The organism is Pseudomonas sp. BMW13, from assembly GCF_013357275.1.
Lineage (GTDB): Bacteria > Pseudomonadota > Gammaproteobacteria > Pseudomonadales > Pseudomonadaceae > Aquipseudomonas > Aquipseudomonas khazarica.
Window position 1 is genome coordinate 326,641 of sequence record NZ_SUKD01000006.1, and the last position, 19,042, is coordinate 345,682.

The window sequence follows — 19,042 nt, forward strand, 5'->3', positions numbered from 1 at the left end:
GATCAGTTGAGGAATGCAGATGAATACAACCCTGAAGATGCTCGGCGCACTTTCCCTGAGCCTGCTGGCCGGCAGCGTGCTGGCGGCGGTCAGTGCGGATGAGGCGGCCAAGCTCGGTAGCAGCCTGACGCCGCTGGGCGCGGAGATGGCCGGCAACGCCGCCGGCAGCATCCCCGCCTGGAACGGTGGCCTGGCCAGCGATGCCGGGCAGGTCGACGCGAACGGTTTTCTCAGTGACCCCTACGCCAGCGAGCAGCCGCTGTTCACCATCACCGCGCAGAACCTCGAGCAGTACCGTGAGCAGCTGTCTGCCGGGCAACTGGCGATGTTCAAGCGCTACCCGGAAAGCTACCGCATGGCGGTGTACCCGACCCACCGCAGCTCGGCGCTGCCCGACAGCATCTACGCCGCTGCCAGGACCAGCGCGCTGAAGACCGGCCTGCGCGATGGCGGCAACGGCCTGGTCAATTTCACCGACAGCCGCTACTACGCCTTCCCGATCCCGCAGAACGGTCTGGAAGTGGTGTGGAACCACATCACCCGCTATCGCGGCGGCAACCTCAAGCGCAGCATCGTGCAGGCGTCGCCGCAGACCAACGGGGCCTACACCCTGGTGCATTTCGAGGACGAGGTGGCCTTCCCCGAGAATATCCCGGACATCGACCCGGACAAGGCGGAGAACGCGCTGCTGTTCTTCAAGCAGCGGGTCACCGCGCCGTCGCGCCTGGCCGGTAACGTGCTGTTGGTGCACGACTCGCTGGATCAGGTGAAGGAACCACGCATGGCCTGGCTGTACAACGCCGGACAGCGTCGTGTGCGGCGGGCGCCGCAGGTGGCGTACGACGGTCCGGGTACTGCCGCTGACGGCCTGCGTACCTCGGACAACTTCGACATGTTCAACGGTGCACCGGATCGTTACGACTGGAAACTGGTGGGCAAGCGCGAAATGCTGATCCCCTACAACAACTACCGCGTGGCCACGCCCCAGGTGAAGTACGAGGACATCCTCAAGGCCGGCCATGTCAATCAGGACCTGATCCGCTACGAGCTGCACCGGGTCTGGGAAGTGGAGGCGACGCTCAAGGCGGGCGAGCGCAACATCTACGCCAAGCGCCGCTTCTACGTGGACGAGGACTCCTGGCAGATCGCCCTGTCCGAGCACTACGACGGGCGTGGCCAGCTGTGGCGCGTCGGTGAGGCCATGCTCATGCAGCACTATGCGCAGAAGGTTCCGGTCTACGCGTTCGAGGCGCTGTACGACATCATCGCCGGGCGCTACATCGCCATCGGCATGGCCAACGAGGAGAAGACCGCGGTGCAGTACGGCACCCAGGCCTCGGCCAAGGACTTCACGCCTGCGGCCCTGCGTAACGCCGGCGTGCGCTGAGCGGGACTGCCTTGAGCGAGCCGGTGTCACTGCCCGTGACACCGGCTTTTTTTGCATGGGCCACGGTTGCGTGAATCTCGCCCCATAAGCGTCATGGGGTGGCCAAGGCAGATGGGCGGGGTACCATCTGCGAGTGGTTCAACAATGACAACAGAGAGAACCGCTGCCATGCCTACCCTCGCCATCGCCCGTCAGGGTGCGCTGCAGGCGCGACCTGTCGACCTGCCCCGGCTGCCACCTTGCGTGGTGCCTCGTCCCGCCCTGGTGCAACGCCTGCTGGCCAGTGAATCGCGCCTGCGCCTGCTGTGCGCCCCGGCTGGTGCGGGCAAGAGCGTGTTGCTCGGCCAGTGCGCGCGTATGACACCCGCCACGATCGAACCGCTCTGGCTCGACCTGGGCGGCCGTGCGCTGAGCGCCGCGCAACTGTGCAAGCGCCTGGCTGCGGCCCTGCAGCAGCCGTTGGCGGCCGACGAGCACAGCGAAGCCGCGTTGCTCGAGCTGTTGCACCAGCGCAGCGGCCGCCTGTGGATATTCATCGACGATTACCCGCGCGCCGAGGATGGCGAACTCGATGCCTGCCTCGACCGGCTGTTCGCCGCCGCGCCCGCGCAGGTGACCTGGTGGGTCGCGTGCCGCCGCACCCCGGGCTGGAACCTGCCGCGCCTGCTGTTGCAGGGTGACCTGCTCGAGCTGCAGGGCGAGGATCTGGCGCTGGATGGCGAAGCCCTGGACGAGTTGCTGGCGACCCTGCAGTTGCCACTGCCCGACGACCTGCGCCAGGCCCTGCTGCAGTTCAGCGAAGGCTGGCTGGCGGCGATTCGCCTGCTGCTGCTCGATGCCGATGAAGCAGCGCTCCGCCAGCGCCTGCAGTCGGGGTGTCCGCTGCTGCGCGACTACGTGCAGCGCGAGGTGCTCGCCGAGCTGGACGAGGAGCTGCTCGGTGATCTGCACGCCCTGGCACTGTTGCCGCGCTTCTCCGCCTCGCTCTGCGAACACCTGCTGGAGGGGCGCGGCAGCGACCTGCTGCACGGGTTGCTGCGGCGCCAGCTGTTCCTGCGCAGCCTGGACAGCAGCGGTAGCTGGTTTCGCCTCTGGCACCCGCTGGCGCAGGTGCTGCAGCAGTTGCCGGGCGCTCCGCCGTCGGCCTCGGTTCATGTGCGGGCCTGCCAGTGGTTCGCCCTGCATGGCGACATTCGCGAGGCGGTCGAGCACGCGCTGCAGGCCGGGCAGATCGAAGTGGCGGTCAACTACCTGCAGCGCTTCAGCCAGGAGCAGCTGCTGCAGGGGCACTCGGTCGCGCAGTTCCTGCAGTGGCGCGAGGAGCTGCCGGCCTGGTTGTTCGCCAGTTCGCCGCGGCTGATCGTGCTGCAGGCCTGGGCGCTGATCATCTGCGCACGCTTCGACGAGGCCGCTGAGTGTACCCAGGCGCTGACGCATTTCCTGCCGCAGCCCGATGCTCGGCGCCAGCGCAAGCTGCTGGCCCAGTGGCAGGCCCTCAGTGGCGTGCTGGCGCGCCAGTGTGGCCGCCGCGACGCCCGCCAGCACTGCCTGGAGGCGTTGCAGGCGCTGGACGAGAGCGGCTGGTCGCAGCGCATCCTGTGCTACCAGGCGCTGGCCCAGCAGTATCTTGCGGAGAATGCCCTGGACCAGGCGCAGCAAGCGCTGGACGAAGGCCTGCGCCTGGCGCGGCTGCATGGCAGCCTGATCTACGAGGCACTGCTCAACACCGATCACTGCCTGCTGCTGGAAATGCAGGGCGAGGCCGGGCGCGCCGCGGAGCTGGCCGAGCAATCGCTGGCGCTGCTGCGTGACGGCTTCAGTCACAGCCCGGTGGTCGGGCGTCTGCTGCTGTTGCGGGCCAGCCTGCTGGCGCGCCAGGGCCTCGAGGAGGCCGCACAGCTCGCCTACCGCCACGGGCTGCAGGAGGCCGAGTATTGCGGGGACGCCTACACCATTTCCGGTTATCTGGGCTTGCTGGAGCTGGCCGAGTCGCGCGGCGACCTGGAAGAGGCCTACCAGTGGTTACAGAAGGCCGAGCGGGCCATGCAGTGGTCGCATGTGCCCGAGGTGCGCTATCGCGGCGTGCTGCAGTTGCAGAGTGGCCGCCTGCTGTTGCGCCAGGACCAGGTCGGCAGGGCACGCGAGGTGTTCACCCAGACCTTGCAGCAGCTGCAGCAACGCCAGCAGCTGGCGCCTTCCGGCTTCTACGATCTGCTGCCGCGCCTGCGTCTGCACCTGGCGGTCAGCGACCTGTTGCTCGGCCATCGGGCCGCCGCCGAGCATGCGCTGCGCCTGCTGCTCGACGAATGCCAGCTGTCCGGCCACCGCAGCCTGGCCTGCGAGTGCCGGATCGCCCTGGTGGAGTGCCTGCTGCACCAGCAGCAGGAGAGTGCGGCCGAGGCCCTGCTGCGGGTCGTGATCGATGAGGCGCGACAACTGCGTCTGCTACGGCCGTTGCAGGAACTGCAGCAGCGTCAGGCGCAATGGCTCGAGCGGGTGTTGCCGGGGGAGGCGGGCAGCAGCCTGTATCAGCGCCTGTTCGAGCCGGCACCTGCGGTCGATGAGCCGGCCAGTGCCGGAACCGCGCTGCTCAGCTCGCGCGAGCTGGCGGTGCTGCAGCTGATCGCCCAGGGACTGTCGAACCAGGAGATCGCCGATCGCCTGTTCATCTCGCTGCACACGGTCAAGACCCATGCCCGGCGGATCAACGTCAAGCTTGGCGTGCAACGACGCACGCAGGCCGTGGCGATGGCCAAGGCGCAGGGGCTGATGGGCGATTGAGTTCGGCACAGCCTGCTGCGCTAGAAGCAGGCTCGCAATGCTCCAGCTCGCGAGGCGTCGGGGGCGCCGATCGCGAGCCGGAACCAGGCTGAAGGCTCAGCCGATGAAGTAGAAGGCGCCGCAGATCACCACGCCCGAGTACAGCAGCATGATCAGGCAGTAGCCCATGATGTCACGGGCGCCGAGGCCGACGATGCCGAGCAGCGGCAGGGCCCAGAACGGCTGGATCATGTTGGTCCAGGCATCGCCCCAGGCGATCGCCATGGCGGTCACGGTCGGGGATACGCCCAGGGCCTGGGCGGCCGGCAGCATGATCGGTCCCTGCACGGCCCACTGGCCACCGCCGGACGGCACGAACACGTTGACCACGCCCGCGCTGAGGAAGGCCAGCAGCGGGAAGGTGTCGGCCGACGACCAGGAGATGAAGGTCTCGGTGATCTGCCGGCCAAGGGAGATACCGTCGGCATTGGCACCCATCATCATGCCCATGATCCCGGCGTAGAAGGGGAACAGCAGGACGATGCCGCCGATGCCGCGCACGCTCTCATCCACGGCGCGCATGTAGCGCTCCGGGGTGCCGTGCATCAGCAGGCCGCAGAACAGGAAGATCGCGATCACCACGTCCAGGCCGAGGACGAAGCCCTTGTTGGCGAAGTGGTTGAACAGGTAGATGCCCGCCATGGCCACCAGGGCCAGGCCGAGAATGCGGCTGTCGTCCAGGCGCTGTGCCGGGGTTTCACGCGCCGGCAGTTCTGCACGGGATTCCACCAGCTTGGCCGGGTCGGCCACCTTGGCCCCCTGGCGCGGGTGCATGGCGCGGTTGAGCAGCGGCAGGCCGATCACCAGCAGGGCGACGATGGTCAGGTTCAGCGGGCTGAACAGGGTCTCGGCGATGCCCACCGGCTCGGTCAGGATGCCGGCGGTAATCCGCGCCAGGTCCGGTCCACCCGTGGCCATCGACAGCGGGATCGAGCCGGCCAGACCGCCGTGCCAGACCAGGAAGCCCGAGTAGGCCGAGGCCACCAGCAGCGGGTAGTCGACGCCATCCACCTTGCGCGCCAGGGCGCGGGCGAACACGGCGCCGATCACCAGGCCGAAACCCCAGTTGACCCAGCAGCCGAGCAGCGCCACCAGGGTGACCATGACGATTGCCTGTCCTGGTGTGCGGGCGACGCCGGCCAGACGGTCGAGCTGGCGGTTGATGATCGGGGCGCTGGCCAGGGCGTGGCCGGTGACGAAGATCAGGGCCATCTGCATGGCGAAGCCGAGCAGGGTCCAGAAGCCGCCGCTCCAGTGTTGCACCATGGCCGGCAGCGACTGGCCGGTAGAGAAGATGCCGGCCAGCAGCACGCCCAGGGTGAGCAATGCGGAGAACACGAAAGGTGAGGGCAGGTACTTCTGTACCAGGCTCACGCTCATGCGAGTGAGGGTGTTGAACATGGGAGACGCCTCTTTCTTATGGTTGTGTAAGAGCCTGTTGAAAACCTGCTGCGCGTCGGGCCTGCGGGCTTAGAACCTGCTCAGAATGCTCATCTACTGCTCGTAAACTCCGCTTCTTCGCCTGTTTTGCCTTGCATGCCTCCCGCTCGCGAGGCTTCGAACATGTTCTGGGGCTTTGACCAGGCACTCTGGGGTTGGCTTCGCCTGGGCGTTGCAGTGGATATGACAAAGCCCGGCACAAGGCCGAGCTGTTTGACGTAGCCCGGATGCAGGCCGGGAGGTCCTCCCCGGATCGCATCCGGGCCACGCTGTTGCAGTCTGCGGGGTGTGATCCACCCTGCGGGTCAGCGCTCGATGGCCAGCGCCACGCCCTGACCGCCACCGATGCACAGGGTGGCCAGGCCTTTCCTGGCGTCGCGGCGGATCATCTCGTGCAGCAGGCTGACCAGCACGCGGCAACCCGAAGCACCGATGGGGTGGCCAAGGGCGATGGCGCCGCCATTGACGTTGACCTTGTCGGCATCCCAGCCCAGCTCCTGGCCCACCGCCAGCGCCTGTGCAGCGAACGCTTCGTTGGCTTCGATCAGGTCCAGGTCGGCCAGGCTCCAGCCGGCCTTGTCCAGGCAGCGGCGAGTGGCGGATACCGGGGCGATACCCATGATCGCCGGATCGACGCCGGCGTTGGCGTAGCCGGCGATCTTCGCCAGCACCGGCAGCCCCAGTGTCTGCGCCTTGGCGGCGCTCATCAGCAGCACCGCAGCGGCACCGTCGTTGAGGCTGGAGGCATTGCCGGCGGTGACGCTGCCGTCCTTCTTGAAGGCGGGCTTGAGCTTGGCCAGGCTGTCGGCGGTGGTCCCGGCGCGTGGCTGCTCGTCACGGGCGAAGGCGAGCGGGTCGCCCTTGCGCTGCGGGATCAGCACCGGGGTGATCTCGGCATCGAAACGACCGGCTTCGATGGCGGCCACGGCTTTCTGTTGCGAGGCGGCGGCGAAGGCATCCTGGGCTTCACGGCGGATAGCGTACTTCTCCACCAGGTTCTCGGCAGTGATACCCATGTGGTAGTCGTTGAAGGCGTCCCACAGGCCGTCGACGATCATGCTGTCGAGCATCTGCGCATGGCCCATGCGCAGGCCGGTACGGGCCTTGGGCAATACGTAGGGCGACAGGCTCATGTTCTCCATGCCGCCGGCGATCACCACCTCGGCGTCGCCGCAGCGGATGGCCTGGGTCGCCAGGTGCAGGGCTTTCAGGCCCGAGCCGCAGACCTTGTTCAGGGTCATCGCCGGCACGGCGTGCGGCAGGCCGGCGCGGATCGCAGCCTGGCGCGCGGGGTTCTGCCCGGAACCTGCGGTGAGCACCTGGCCGAGGATCACCTCATCGACCTGGGCGGCGTCGAGGCCGGTCTGCTCCAGCAGGCGCCTGATGACGATGGCGCCGAGCTCGGGGGCGGGGACCTCGGCCAGGCTGCCCTGGAAACTGCCGATCGCGGTACGGGTGGCGGCGACGATGACGACGTCTTGCATGGGGTGACTCCTCTCGGCTGATGGGCCGCGTAGCGTGGGAGGGGCTGAGCCGCGACGAGACAGGCTCGCCGCTGAAGTGCCTCCCGCCATGTAGAAAAACGTTCCGTAGACGCCGTGCGTGGTGGCGCCTACGGAACGGTAGACAACTTAGAAGCTCATTTCCGGCACGTGTTCGGGGACGATCAGCTTGCCGGCGGTCTTGGCGACGATTTCCTCGACGCTGACCCCCGGGGCACGTTCGCGCAGGACGAACGCGTTGTCCTCGATCTCCAGGTAGGCCAGGTCGGTCAGCACCTTGCGGATGCAGCCGCAACCGGTCAGCGGCAGGCTGCAGTGTTCCAGCAGCTTGGACTCGCCGTCCTTGGAGGCGTGGGTCATGGTGACGATGATGTTGTCGGCACCGGCCACCAGGTCCATGGCGCCGCCCATGCCCTTGACCAGCTTACCGGGGATCATCCATGAGGCGATGTTGCCGCGCACGTCTACCTCGAAGGCGCCGAGCACGGTGAGGTCGACATGGCCGCCACGGATCATGGCGAAGGATTGCGCCGAGTCGAAGATCGCCGCGCCCTTGACGGCGGTGACCGTCTGCTTGCCGGCATTGATCATGTCGGCGTCGACTTCGTCCTCGCTCGGAAAGGCGCCCATGCCGAGCAGACCGTTTTCCGATTGCAGCATCACCTGCATGCCCTCGGGCACGTAGTTGGCCACCAGGGTGGGAATGCCGATGCCCAGGTTGACGTAGAAACCATCCTGCAGCTCGCGGGCGACGCGCTGGGCCATTTGTTCACGGGTTAGTGCCATGCTCTTATCCTCTTGGCGGCTGCTGAAGAACTGCCTGCGTGGCCGACGGCGTTGAAAACGGGCTCAAGGTGCTGATTCACTGCGCGTGACCTGCGCTTGTCCGCCTGTTCCTGCCTTGTCTCGGCCGCCTCGCTGACGTCGTTCAGCAACCTGCTAGCTGCGCAGGGTGCGTTTTTCGATACGTTTCTCGAAGGTGCCGCAGATCAGCCGGTCGACGTAGATGCCGGGGGTGTGAATCTGCGTCGGGTCGAGTTCGCCGGGTTCCACGATCTCTTCCACCTCGACCACGGTGATGCGTCCGGCACTGGCGACCACCGGGTTGAAGTTCTGCGCGGTGTGGCGGTAGACCACGTTGCCGAAATGGTCGGCCTTCCAGCCCTTGACGATGGCGAAGTCGCCGGTGATGGCCGGTTCGAGGATGTAGTGACGGCCGTCGATCTCGCGCGCTTCCTTGCCCTCGGCGACCGGCGTGCCGTAGCCCGTGGCGGTGAAGAAGGCAGGAATGCCGGCGCCACCGGCGCGCAGCTTCTCGGCCAGGGTGCCTTGCGGGGTGAGTTCGACTTCCAGCTCGCCGCTGAGCAGCTGCTGTTCGAACAGGGCGTTCTCGCCGACGTAGGAGGCGATCATCTTGCGGATCTGCCGGTCTTCCAGCAGCACGCCGAGACCGAAGCCGTCGACACCGCAGTTGTTGGAGACCACGGTGAGGTCGCGCACGCCACGGCGACGGATCTCCGCGATCAGGTTCTCGGGGATGCCGCACAGGCCGAAGCCGCCGGCCAGTACGGTCATGCCGTCCTGCAGGCCGTGCAGGGCTTCTTCATAGCTGCCGACGCGTTTGTCGAGTCCGCTCATTCGAGGCTGCCTCTTGTTGTTGTGGGGCAGGAGCACTGCCAGGCTGTGTCCAAGCTTCATCGCTGCGGGCTTATTTGTTAAGTTTGTTTTTCCTCTTGATTGATCAGGTAAATAAATCAATGACCGTCAAGCAGCTACGCGCCTTTCTCGCCGTGGCGCAGAGCCTGAGCTTCGCCCAGGCCTGCGAGCGCCTGCACCTGTCGCAGCCGGCGCTGAGCCTGGCGATCAAGAACCTGGAACAGTCCCTGGGCGGCCAGTTGCTGGTACGCACCACCCGCAGCGTGGCGCTGACCCCCGAAGGCGAGACCTTGCTGCCGATCGCCGTGCGCCTGCTGGCCGACTGGGACAACGCCGAGGACCTGCTGCGCCAGCACTTCACCCTGCAGATGGGCAAGGTGGCGGTGGCGGCCATGCCGTCGTTCGCCGGCAACCGCCTGCCGGCGGCGTTGCGCGCGTTCCGCGATGCCTATCCGCGGGTCAACGTGGCGGTGCATGACGTGATCAACGAGCAGGTGATGGAGATGGTGCGCGATGGCCGTGTCGAACTGGGTATCGCCTTCGAGCCGGCGACCCTCGACGGCCTGCAGTTCACCGCGCTGTACGACGACCGCTTCGTCGCCGTGGTGCCGGCCGGCAGCGAACTGGCCGGGCAGTCCGCGCTGACCTGGGCGCAGCTGCTGGAGCAGCCCTTCATCACCCTGCAGCGGCCCTCGGCAGTTCGCCTGCTGCTGGAAGACAGCGTGATCGCCCGGCATGGCAAGCTGCCGGTGGCGTTCGAGAGCCACCAGCTGGTGACGGTCGGACGCATGGTCGCCGAAGGCCTGGGCGTCAGCGCGGTGCCGCAGCTGTGTCGGCAGCAGATGGAGGACCTGGGCGCCCGCTGCCTGCCGCTCAGCGAGCCGCAGGTCTCGCGCCGCGTGGGTCTGCTGCACCTGGCCGGGCATCAGCTGTCCAGCGCGGCGCAGGCGTTGAGCGAGGTGCTGATGACGACCGCTCGCTTGGACTGAGATGGGGGAGGGGGTTGTGCATATTTTGTAAGTATCAGGTCGAGACTATTTATATATTTTTAATCTCTATTCGTTGTCTTTAGCATCCCCTTGCCAGTTGCCTGGTCGCTAACAAAAACAATGAATCGAGGCATGAAAATGATACGACCTACCTCGCGCCTGCCCGCACTCCTCGCAGTGGGCAGCTCCCTTGCCTTTCCCGTCGTCGCCAGCGCCGCCTTCTTCGAAGACAGCAAGGCCTCCGTCGAGTTACGCAACTTCTACATGAACCATGACTTTCGCCAGGACGGCGCCAGCCAGTCCAAGCGGGACGAGTGGGCACAAGGGTTTCTGCTCAACTATCAGTCCGGCTTCACCGAGGGGCCGATAGGTTTCGGTGTCGATGCGCTGGGCCTGCTTGGCCTGAAGCTCGACTCCGGTCCTGATCGCCAGGGTACCGGCCTGCTGCCGGTGGGCGACGACAAGGCCCCCGATGATTACAGCCAGTTGGGTTTTACCGCCAAGGCGCGCATCTCCAAGAGCACGCTGCATGTCGGTACCTTGATCCCGAAACTGCCGACGGTCCTGCCCAGTGATTCTCGTCTGCTGCCGCAGACCTTCCGGGGCGCACAGCTGCAATCCCGAGAGATCGACGGGCTGACGCTGGACGTTGGCCAACTGACGCAGAACAGCCTGCGCAACTCCAGTGCCAGTGATGACATGCTGGTCGCCGGCAAGGGCATCCGAGGTGGCCAGGCCAGCGACGAATTCAATTTCGCAGGGGCCAGCTACAAGTGGTCCAAGCAGCTGAGTACCGCCTACAACTACGGGCACCTGGAGCAGAACTACAAACAACACATCGTCAGCCTGCGTCATCACCTGCCCATCAGGGACGGGCATTCGTTCGACAGTGACATTCGCTATGCCCGCTCCACCCATGATGGCAACAGCAACGTCGACAACACGGCCGTCGGTGCCAGGTTCACCTACAACCTCAACAGCCACTCGTTCGGTGTGGCGTATCAGAAGATGAGTGGCGATACGGGCTTTCCGCATATCGAAGGCACCAACTCCTTCCTGGTCAACTACGTGATGATCTCGGCGGATTTCGCCAGCCCCGAGGAGCGCTCCTGGCAGGTGCGTTACGACTACGACTTCGCCGCGCTGGGGCTGCCGGGCCTGACCTTCATGACCCGCTACATCAGCGGCGACAACTTCGAACGCGCCGGCGGTCGTGAGGGCAAGGAGTGGGAGCGCAACACCGACATTGCCTATGTCGTGCAGAACGGCCCGCTGAAGAACTTCGGCGTCAAATGGCGGAACGGTACCTATCGCAGCAACGGCGGTAACGACATCGATCAGAACCGCCTGATCTTCAGCTACACCCTGCCGCTGTTCTGATCCCTTTTCTGCCAGATACCGGGCCCGCTGCGGCCCGGTGCATTCGCGAGGATTCATGCATGAAGACCCACAAGACCCTGTTGCACCTGGCCATCAGCGCCGCGTTGTTCCTGCCGCTCAGCCTCCAGGCCGCCAATACCGCCGACGTCCCCTGCAACACCACTGCCGAGTGTGCCGAGCAGGCCGCCAGGATCGGCGCGAGTACCGACAAACGTGCGCTGAAAGGCGGTGCCTACGAAAGCCAGTTCGCCTGGATGAACCGCATCAACAAGGCCTCCATCGTCATGCTCACCGAGGAGGGCATCGTCAGTGCCCCGCAGGGCAAGCGTATTGCCGGTGGCGTGCAGCATGTCATCGAGCAGGCAGGGCAGGCCGATGGCAAGCGCCCCAGCGATGTGTTGCAGGTCGAGAAGATCATGATCGACAAGATCGGTCCCGAGGCATCGCTGATCCATTCCGGGCGCAGTCGGCAGGACATGTACGCGACCTATCGCCTGGCGGTGCTGCGCGCCCAGGTGCTGGATTTCAGCGACGGACTCAACAGCGTGCGCGAACGCCTGCTGAGAATCGCCGGCGACAATGTCGACACGCTGATTCCTGCCTATACCAACGGTGTGCAGGCCATGCCGATCAGCTACGCGCACTATCTGCTGGCGTTCGAAGCGGCATTCCAGCGTGACGCCCAGCGCATTCACGAACTCTACGGGCGTCTCAACCTCAGCCCGATGGGCACCGCAGTCCTGGCCAACTCGGGCTGGCCGCTCAATCGAGAGCGCCTGGCGAGCCTGCTCGGTTTCGATGGCGTACGCGAAAACTCGCTGGACTCCAGCCAGGTATCGACCTTCGACATCCCGCTGGAGGCTGCCGGTATCGCGTCCTCGTCAGCGATTCGCGTGGGCGCGCTGATCGGTGACATTCATACCCAGTACCACCAGACCCGCCCCTGGTTGCTGCTCGAGGAGGGGGCAACCTATACCAGCAGCGCCATGCCGCAGAAGCGCAACCCGGGCCTGTTGATGCGCACCCGCGAGTCGGCGTCCAACGTCGTCGGACTGGCCGGCGCCACGTCGATCCGTGCGCACAATGTCACGACCGGCATGACCGACTACAAGATCGCGTTCGACGAGCTCGGCCTGTTCGAGTCGGCCACGCAGATGTTCAAGCGTCTGGATTCGGTACTCGATGCCCTGGTGATCAACCCCGAGCGCGCCCTGGAAGAACTGGACAACGATTGGACCACGTCGATGGAACTGGCCGACACTCTCGAGCGTGAGCACAAGGTGCCGTTTCGCATAGGACACAGCTTCGCCTCCATGATCGTCGGGCAGGCGCGCAAGGAAGGCTTGCTGCCGAAGACCTTTCCCTACGCGGATGCGCAGGCGCTGTTCAGCAAGGCGGCGCAGAAGTACAAGTGGCAGGAGCAGCGGTTGCCGCTGAGTGAGTCCGAGTTCCGTGCCACGCTGTCGCCACGCACCATGGTGGAGACCCGCAGGGGCACGGGGGGGCCGCAACCTGCCGAGGTCAAGCGCATGCTCGCGGCGGCGCAGAAGACCCTGAAGAGCGATCAGGGCTGGATGAGCGAGCATCGCCAGCGACTGGTCGATGCGGAGCAGCGTCTGGACAAGGCGTTCGACCGCCTCGCGCGCTGATCGTCTCGGTCCGTGCGCAGGCGTCACCTGCTCCGGCTGGCGGCGCTGCTATCGATGCTCGGTAGCGGCGCCTTGTGGTGCTCGGGGAGCGCCCCGATGGAGCCCAGGAGCAAGCTGTCGACGCAGTTCATGCGGCTGCGTGGCGATGGGGTCAGCTTCACCATCCTGGTAGGCGCCAATGCAGATCTCTACAACCTGCCAGTGGGTCTGAGCCGGGCGGTCATCCTGTTCGGCCCGGCGCCCGACGGGGAGTCGTTCCTGGCCGATGAGCCACTGCTGATGGCGCCTGTCTTTCTTGAACCTGGCGACCCCAGGGTACGCTCCGACATGCCGGCCTGGCAGACGGACGACTGGGCCAGGGGAGCGCGCTCCGGATATGCCCGCAGAGGCGTACGCGCTTTATCGGTTGTCGACGGTCTGTTGCGCTATCTCGCAGATCATCCAGCTCTTGCCGATCTGCAGGTTGTCGACCTGGTCGGCCAGGGGGCCGGGGCCGAACTGCTGCGGCGCCATGCTGCACGCAGTGCCGGAGGTCCAGGTCGGCTCAGGCTGCGCTATCGGCTGCAGCAGGCAAGCGAATAGTCCGCGCGGCAGGGCGTCACTTCTCGTTCAGCGTCAGGGCGCTTCGCTGCTGGCGGTGCCGGCCGAGTACGCACCGAGCCTGCTCGACATTCAGCGCACCGTGGCATTTGCTGATGAACAGACAGGCCACGCAGTTGCCCAGGACATTGGTCAGCGAGCGGCACTTCATCAGGCGTTCGACGCCAATCAGGACACCCAGCAGCTCCAGCGGGGCGAACTGCAGAGCGCTCAGTGTGGCGGTCAGGATGACGAAAGCCGAGCCGGCGACGCTGGTCGCTCCCAACGAGGTGAACAGACTGACGAACAGGAGCAGCAGGAGCTGCTGAGCGCTGAGATCGGTTCCTGCCATCTGTGCGAGAAACATCATGGCCACGCTCAGGTAGAGATTCGAACCGTTGAGGTTGAAGCTGTAGCCGCCGGTCAGCAGCAGGCGTGCGACATGGCTGCTGCACCCAGCCGTTTCGAGTTTCTCGAGCAGCTTCGGCAGAGCCGCTACCGATGAGCCGGTGGCGGCGACCAGCAGCAGTTCTTCTTTGACGTGGAGGATCAGGCGCCACAGGCGCAACCCGAGCAGGCGCAGCGCCAGGCCCATTACCAGAGCGACATACAGGAGGCTGGCCAGGTACAGGGTAGCGATGAACTTCAACAGCGGAATGGCGGCTGTCATGCCGTACTTGCCGATGGTGAAGGCGATGGCCGCGAAGGCGGCCAGTGGGGCGAAGCGCACGATGCCTCGCATCAGTCCGAAGATCAGCGAGACGCCCTGATCCAGGTATCGCTGCAGTGGCGTACCCGCTCGGCCCGAGAGCCCCAGCAGGTAGCCGCAGACCAGCGCGGCAAGCAGCACCTTGAGAATCAGACTCTGCTCGAGCGTCTGCAGCACCAGGGCGGGTAGCTGCGCAATCACGTCCGTACCGGTTTGGCTGTCCACCGCTGTGGGTGACAGGGAGACGCCACCGCTGCCAGGCTGCAACAGCAGCGCCAACAGGATGCCGCAGCTCAGTGACAGCATGGACATCAGCTGCCAGTAGCCCAAGGTCTTCAATGCCAGTGTCGCGCTGCCAGGGTGGCCGACGAGCCTGGCGACGCTGGAACAGAGCAGGATGAACATCACCGGCGGCGTCACCCAGGCAATGATGCCAAGAAACAGCTCGCTGAGCGGTTTCATCTGGATTGCCAGAGCTGGATCGCAGACACCGAGAATACCGCCGAGCAGGACGGCCATCAGCAGCTGAGCAATAGCGGAACGGGCAAGTCGGTGAATCATGACACTCTGTTTTTATCGTTATGGGTGTCTGCTGTGATCGCTCCAGCAGAGGCCTCATCCTACCCCATCGGTCGCGCGATTCGGTATCGTTCGGCCCTGCTGTCCACTCTGTCTCACGGTGAGTCATCTCATGGAGCTTCGTCACCTGCGCTACTTCGTCATGGTTGCCGAGGAGCGTCACTTTACCCGCGCGGCTACGCGCCTGAACATGCAGCAACCGCCGCTGAGCCAGCAGATCCGTGCGTTGGAGGCTGAGCTGGGATTCGAGCTGTTCATCCGCCATGCCAAGGGTGTCGATCTGACGGTGGGCGGCGAGGTCTTCCTGAAGGAAGCACGGGACATCCTCCAGCGGGTCCAGCAGGGTGGACTCAAGGCTGCGCGGGCCGCGCAGGGCATCGAAGGCAGCCTGAGGCTGGGGTTCACCAGCTCCGCTGCGTCGCATCCATTGATCCCGAGGATCATCCGGCGTTATCGCGAACGCTATCCAGGGGTGGACATTGCGCTGAACGAGGGCAGCGCGAAACTGCTGACCGACAACGTGCTGAGCGAGCGGGTGGATGTCGGCATCCTGCGCGCTCCCGTGGCCAGCCCGGAGGGCGTCAGCTACCACCGCCTGCTCAACGAGGAGCTGGTGCTCGTCCTGCCGGTCGGACATCGGTTGCTTGAGCGTGCTGGCGCCGTGTCGCTCAAGGACCTCGTCGACGAGCCATTGATCCTGGTGCGTCGTCCCGGTGCGCCGGGGATGTACGCCAATTTCCTGCAGGCGTGCCGCAGTGCCGGGTTCGAGCCGCAGGTGGCGTTCGAGGTGGAGCGCATGCTGACCAATGTCAGCCTGGTGGCCGCCGGCGCCGGCGTGTCAGTGGTGCCTGCGTCGATGCGCGGTTTTCACGAGCACAGCGTGGCGTATCGCTCGATTCGTGATGCCAGGCCTCGTCTGGTCGCGCCGATCACCCTGGTCTGCCGTGAGCTGCACCAGTCGCCGCAGGTCGTCAATTTCATTGCCCTGGCCCGTGAGCTGGGCGCGGAGTACCGCAAGGAAGCGCACTGAAGGTTCAGTGTGGCGGCAGCTGTTGCCAGTCTTCGCGGGTATCGACGTCCTGCAGCACGCCGGGGTCGTCCAGTTCGACGATCTGCACGGCCTCGGCGTTGCGCTGCAGCACCCTGCGTGCGCCGGCATCGCCGCTCAGTGCGGCAAGCTGTGGCCAGAAGTCGCGGCCGATCAGTACCGGGTGGCCGCGGCTGCCGCGATGGCTGGGTTGCACGATGCTGCTCGCGCTGGCCTGCGCCAGCAGGGCATCCAGGCTGTCCCGTCGGATCAGCGGCATGTCGGCGAGAAAGATCGCCACGGCCTGCGCGGACGATTCGGCCTGCAGTCGCGCGATGCCGGCCGCCAGGCTGTGGCCCATGCCTTGGGTCGTGCTCGGGTGCTGCACCAGCCTGACGCGGTCGGACAGGCCCAGCTGCGCCACGGCTTCGTCCGGGCGCAGCACCAGCCAGACCTCGTCCAGCCGGGCGCAGGGCAGGGCGAGGCTGGCGGCGAGCAGCGAGCGGCCGTCGGCGAGCAGCTGGCGACGCTTGTCGCTGCCGAAGCGGCGGCTGTAGCCGGCCGCCAGCATCAGCGCCGCGACGCGTTCGGCGCGCATGCTCAGCCGGCCAGCCCGGCCGCCCTGGCGCGAGCGGCGTGCAGCTTCTTGTAGCTGTCGATCAGACGCAGGTGCTTGTCCAACCCTTCGAGCTGCATGCTGGTCGGGGTCAGGCCATGGAAACGCACGCTGCCCTGCACCGAGCCGATCACCGCATCCATGCGTTCGCTGCCGAACATGCGGCGCAGGTTGTGCTCGTAGTCGGCCAGTTCCAGTTCGTCGTCCAGCTGGATCTCCAGTACGGCATTGACGGCCTGGTAGAACAGCCCACGTTCGACGGTGTTGTCGTTGTATTGCAGGAACATCTCCACCAGTTCCTTGGCATCGTCGTACTTGTTCAGCGCCAGGTTGATCAGCAGCTTCAGTTCGAGAATGGTCAGCTGGCCCCAGACCGTGTTGTCGTCGAACTCGATGCCGATCAGCGTGCTGATGTCGGTGTAGTCGTCGACCTCGCTGTTGTTGAGGTTGCGCAGCAGCGACTTGAGTTCACGGTCGCTCAGGGCATGCAGGTTGAGGATGTCCTTGCGGAACAGCAGCGCCTTGTTGGTGTTGTCCCAGACCAGGTCTTCCACCGGGTAGATTTCCGAATAGCCCGGTACCAGGATGCGACAGGCGTTGGCGCCGAGGTCGTCGTAGGTGGCCATGTAGACCTCCTTGCCCAGGTCTTCGAGGATGCCGAACAGGGTGGCGGCTTCCTGTTCGTTGGACTCCGAGCCTTCGCCGGAGAAGTCCCACTCGACGAACTCGAAGTCGCTCCTGGCGCTGAAGAAGCGCCAGGACACCACGCCGCTGGAGTCGATGAAGTGCTCGACGAAGTTGTTCGGTTCGGTCAGTGCCAGGCTGTCGAAGGTCGGCTGCGGCAGGTCGTTCAGCCCCTCGAAGCTGCGTCCCTGCAGCAGCTCGGTGAGGCTGCGCTCCAGCGCCACCTCCAGGCTCGGGTGGGCGCCGAAGGAGGCGAACACGCCACCGGTGCGCGGGTTCATCAGGGTCACGCACATCACCGGAAATTCGCCGCCCAGGGAGGCGTCCTTGACCAGCACCGGGAAGCCTTGTTCTTCCAGACCCTGGATGCCGGCGACGATGCCCGGGTACTTGGCCAGCACGTCCTGCGGCACGTCCGGCAGGGCCAGTTCGTTCTCCAGGATCTCGCGCTTGACCGCGCGCTCGAAGATTTCCGACAGGCACTGCACCTGCGCTTCGGCCAGGGTGTTGCCGGCGCTCATGCCGTTGGACAGGTACAGGTTCTCGATCAGGTTGGACGGGAAGTACACCGTCTCGCCGTCGCTCTGGCGCACGAAGGGCAGCGAGCAGATGCCGCGTGCGCTGTTGCCCGAGTTGGTGTCGAACAGGTGCGAGCCGCGCAGCTCGCCATCCGGGTTGTAGATGGCCAGGCAGTGCTCGTCGAGGATCTCGGCCGGCAGTGCATCCTTCGGCCCCGGCTTGAACCAGCGCTCGTCGGGGTAGTGGACGAACGCGGCATTGGCGATGTCCTCGCCCCAGAACTGGTCGTTGTAGAAGAAGTTGCAGTTGAGCCGTTCGATGAACTCGCCCAGTGCCGACGCCAGGGCGCTTTCCTTGCTCGCACCCTTGCCGTTGGTGAAGCACAGGTTCGACTGCGCATCACGGATATGCAGCGACCAGACGTTGGGCACGATGTTGCGCCAGGAGGCAATCTCGATCTTCATCCCCAGGTCGGCGAGGATGCCCGACATGTTGGCGATGGTCTGTTCCAGCGGCAGGTCCTTGCCCGGAATGTAGGTCGTGCTGTCGGACAGCGGCATCAGCAGCGCCTGGGCGTCCGCGTCGAGGTTGTCGACTTCCTCGATGATGAACTCGGGGCCCTGCTGCACCACCTTCTTCACCGTGCAGCGGTCGATGGAGCGCAGGATGCCCTGGCGGTCCTTCTCGGAAATGTCGGCCGGCAGCTCGACCTGGATCTTGAAGATCTGCGCGTAGCGGTTCTCCGGGTCGACGATGTTGTTCTGCGACAGGCGGATGTGCTCGGTGGGGATGTCCCGCATCTGGCAGTACAGCTTGACGAAATAGGCCGCGCACAACGCCGAGGAGGCGAGGAAGTAGTCGAACGGTCCCGGCGCCGAGCCGTCGCCCTTGTAGCGGATCGGCTGATCGGCGATCACCGTGAAGTCATCGAACTTGGCTTCGAGGCGAAGGTTGTCGAGAAAGTTGACCTTGATTTCCATGGGGCAGCACCAGCGAGCGAAACGAAATGGCCGCCATTATCCGGGTTTTCCGGGGGAAGTCTGTATCGGCGAGCGGATGGTTCGATGCGCGGTGCATGCGCGATGGGCCGTGAAGCCCCCTGGCCTCAGCGAGGCCCCCAGAGATCGGGCACGCCACAGTCGGTGCTGGTGATCAGGCGCTTGAGCAGTACCTTCAGCGCCTCGACGTCGCTGCTGCCCAGGCGCGAGGAGACCTCCTCCTCGACCGCCTTGGCCAGGGCTATTTCCTCCAGCGAGCACTCCCGACCCTTGGCCGTCAGCACGTACAGCGTCTCGTCGCCCTTGCGTTCGCTCGCGATGAGCCCCTGGCGCTCGAGAAACAGCAGCGTCGTGGTCTGCACAGGCTTGCCGGTGTAGGAGACGAAGGCGTTGAGCTCATCCAGACTCAGGCCGTCGCGAATGCACAGCACCGACAGCACGAAGAAGGCATGCTCGTCGAGCTGTCGTGACTGCACGGGGGCGTGAATATTGCGTCGATCACCGGCAA

General features: G+C 65.4%; 15 protein-coding genes. 7 read left to right on the forward strand and 8 right to left on the reverse strand.

All coding sequences use genetic code 11. The annotated features are described in order from the left end of the window. The first annotated feature begins 19 nt into the window (after positions 1 to 19). Together E4487_RS07875 and E4487_RS07880 are read left to right on the forward strand one after the other, a co-directional pair. A complete protein-coding gene (locus tag E4487_RS07875) occupies positions 20 to 1,387 on the forward strand; it encodes a DUF1329 domain-containing protein (protein ID WP_037047415.1) in 1,368 nt (455 codons plus the stop codon). Between the two features lie 168 nt (positions 1,388 to 1,555). Continuing rightward, the gene (locus E4487_RS07880) at positions 1,556 to 4,168 is read left to right on the forward strand and encodes a LuxR C-terminal-related transcriptional regulator (protein ID WP_175253075.1); all 2,613 of its coding nucleotides are present in this window, start codon (positions 1,556 to 1,558) and stop codon (positions 4,166 to 4,168) included. Between the two features lie 96 nt (positions 4,169 to 4,264). On the opposite strand, the gene E4487_RS07885 is transcribed toward E4487_RS07880, so the two are convergent. From E4487_RS07885 to E4487_RS07900, 4 genes are all read right to left on the reverse strand, one after another. Then, on the reverse strand, positions 4,265 to 5,608 hold the full coding sequence (locus E4487_RS07885; RefSeq protein ID WP_175253076.1) for a short-chain fatty acid transporter: 1,344 nt from the start codon (positions 5,606 to 5,608) through the stop codon (positions 4,265 to 4,267). Between the two features lie 344 nt (positions 5,609 to 5,952). Continuing rightward, positions 5,953 to 7,131: an acetyl-CoA C-acetyltransferase gene (locus E4487_RS07890; protein ID WP_175253077.1), complete on the reverse strand. Its 1,179-nt coding sequence runs from the start codon at positions 7,129 to 7,131 to the stop codon at positions 5,953 to 5,955. 147 nt (positions 7,132 to 7,278) lie between these two features. Further along, entirely contained in the window at positions 7,279 to 7,935 is a 657-nt protein-coding gene (locus E4487_RS07895) for a CoA transferase subunit B (RefSeq protein ID WP_037047022.1), read from the reverse strand. A 153-nt stretch (positions 7,936 to 8,088) separates the two neighbouring features. Beyond that, entirely contained in the window at positions 8,089 to 8,787 is a 699-nt protein-coding gene (locus E4487_RS07900) for a CoA transferase subunit A (protein ID WP_037047024.1), read from the reverse strand. A 119-nt stretch (positions 8,788 to 8,906) separates the two neighbouring features. Here E4487_RS07900 and E4487_RS07905 point away from each other — a divergent pair, with 119 nt between their 5' ends. The 4 genes from E4487_RS07905 (at position 8,907) to E4487_RS07920 (ending at position 13,405) form a co-directional block, all read left to right on the forward strand. Then, positions 8,907 to 9,794: a LysR family transcriptional regulator gene (locus E4487_RS07905; RefSeq protein WP_037047027.1), complete on the forward strand. Its 888-nt coding sequence runs from the start codon at positions 8,907 to 8,909 to the stop codon at positions 9,792 to 9,794. A 138-nt stretch (positions 9,795 to 9,932) separates the two neighbouring features. Further along, positions 9,933 to 11,174 carry an OprD family porin gene (locus E4487_RS07910; protein ID WP_037047418.1) on the forward strand — a complete coding sequence of 414 codons (1,242 nt, stop codon included), beginning with the start codon at positions 9,933 to 9,935 and terminating at the stop codon, positions 11,172 to 11,174. 59 nt (positions 11,175 to 11,233) lie between these two features. Further along, positions 11,234 to 12,823, forward strand: coding sequence for an argininosuccinate lyase (locus tag E4487_RS07915; RefSeq protein WP_134677719.1), 1,590 nt, complete (start codon positions 11,234 to 11,236; stop codon positions 12,821 to 12,823). A gap of 96 nt (positions 12,824 to 12,919) precedes the next feature. Next, complete coding sequence (locus E4487_RS07920; RefSeq protein ID WP_175253078.1) at positions 12,920 to 13,405, forward strand: hypothetical protein; 486 nt, start codon at positions 12,920 to 12,922, stop codon at positions 13,403 to 13,405. Positions 13,406 to 13,421: 16 nt separating this feature from the next. On the opposite strand, the gene E4487_RS07925 is transcribed toward E4487_RS07920, so the two are convergent. Beyond that, positions 13,422 to 14,672, reverse strand: a complete 1,251-nt coding sequence (locus E4487_RS07925; RefSeq protein ID WP_175253079.1) for a cation:dicarboxylate symporter family transporter — start codon at positions 14,670 to 14,672, stop codon at positions 13,422 to 13,424. A 130-nt stretch (positions 14,673 to 14,802) separates the two neighbouring features. On the opposite strand from E4487_RS07925, the gene E4487_RS07930 reads away from it, so the two are divergent. Beyond that, the gene (locus E4487_RS07930; protein ID WP_037047036.1) at positions 14,803 to 15,720 is read left to right on the forward strand and encodes a LysR family transcriptional regulator; all 918 of its coding nucleotides are present in this window, start codon (positions 14,803 to 14,805) and stop codon (positions 15,718 to 15,720) included. Between the two features lie 4 nt (positions 15,721 to 15,724). Here the strand turns inward: E4487_RS07930 and E4487_RS07935 are convergent, their stop codons facing one another. The 3 genes from E4487_RS07935 to E4487_RS07945 form a co-directional block, all read right to left on the reverse strand. Then, positions 15,725 to 16,315 carry an NTP transferase domain-containing protein gene (locus tag E4487_RS07935; RefSeq protein WP_134677716.1) on the reverse strand — a complete coding sequence of 197 codons (591 nt, stop codon included), beginning with the start codon at positions 16,313 to 16,315 and terminating at the stop codon, positions 15,725 to 15,727. Between the two features lie 2 nt (positions 16,316 to 16,317). After that, entirely contained in the window at positions 16,318 to 18,516 is a 2,199-nt protein-coding gene (locus E4487_RS07940) for an OsmC domain/YcaO domain-containing protein (RefSeq protein ID WP_175253080.1), read from the reverse strand. A 125-nt stretch (positions 18,517 to 18,641) separates the two neighbouring features. Continuing rightward, the gene (locus E4487_RS07945; RefSeq protein WP_175253081.1) at positions 18,642 to 19,010 is read right to left on the reverse strand and encodes a hypothetical protein; all 369 of its coding nucleotides are present in this window, start codon (positions 19,008 to 19,010) and stop codon (positions 18,642 to 18,644) included. Positions 19,011 to 19,042 lie beyond the last annotated feature (32 nt).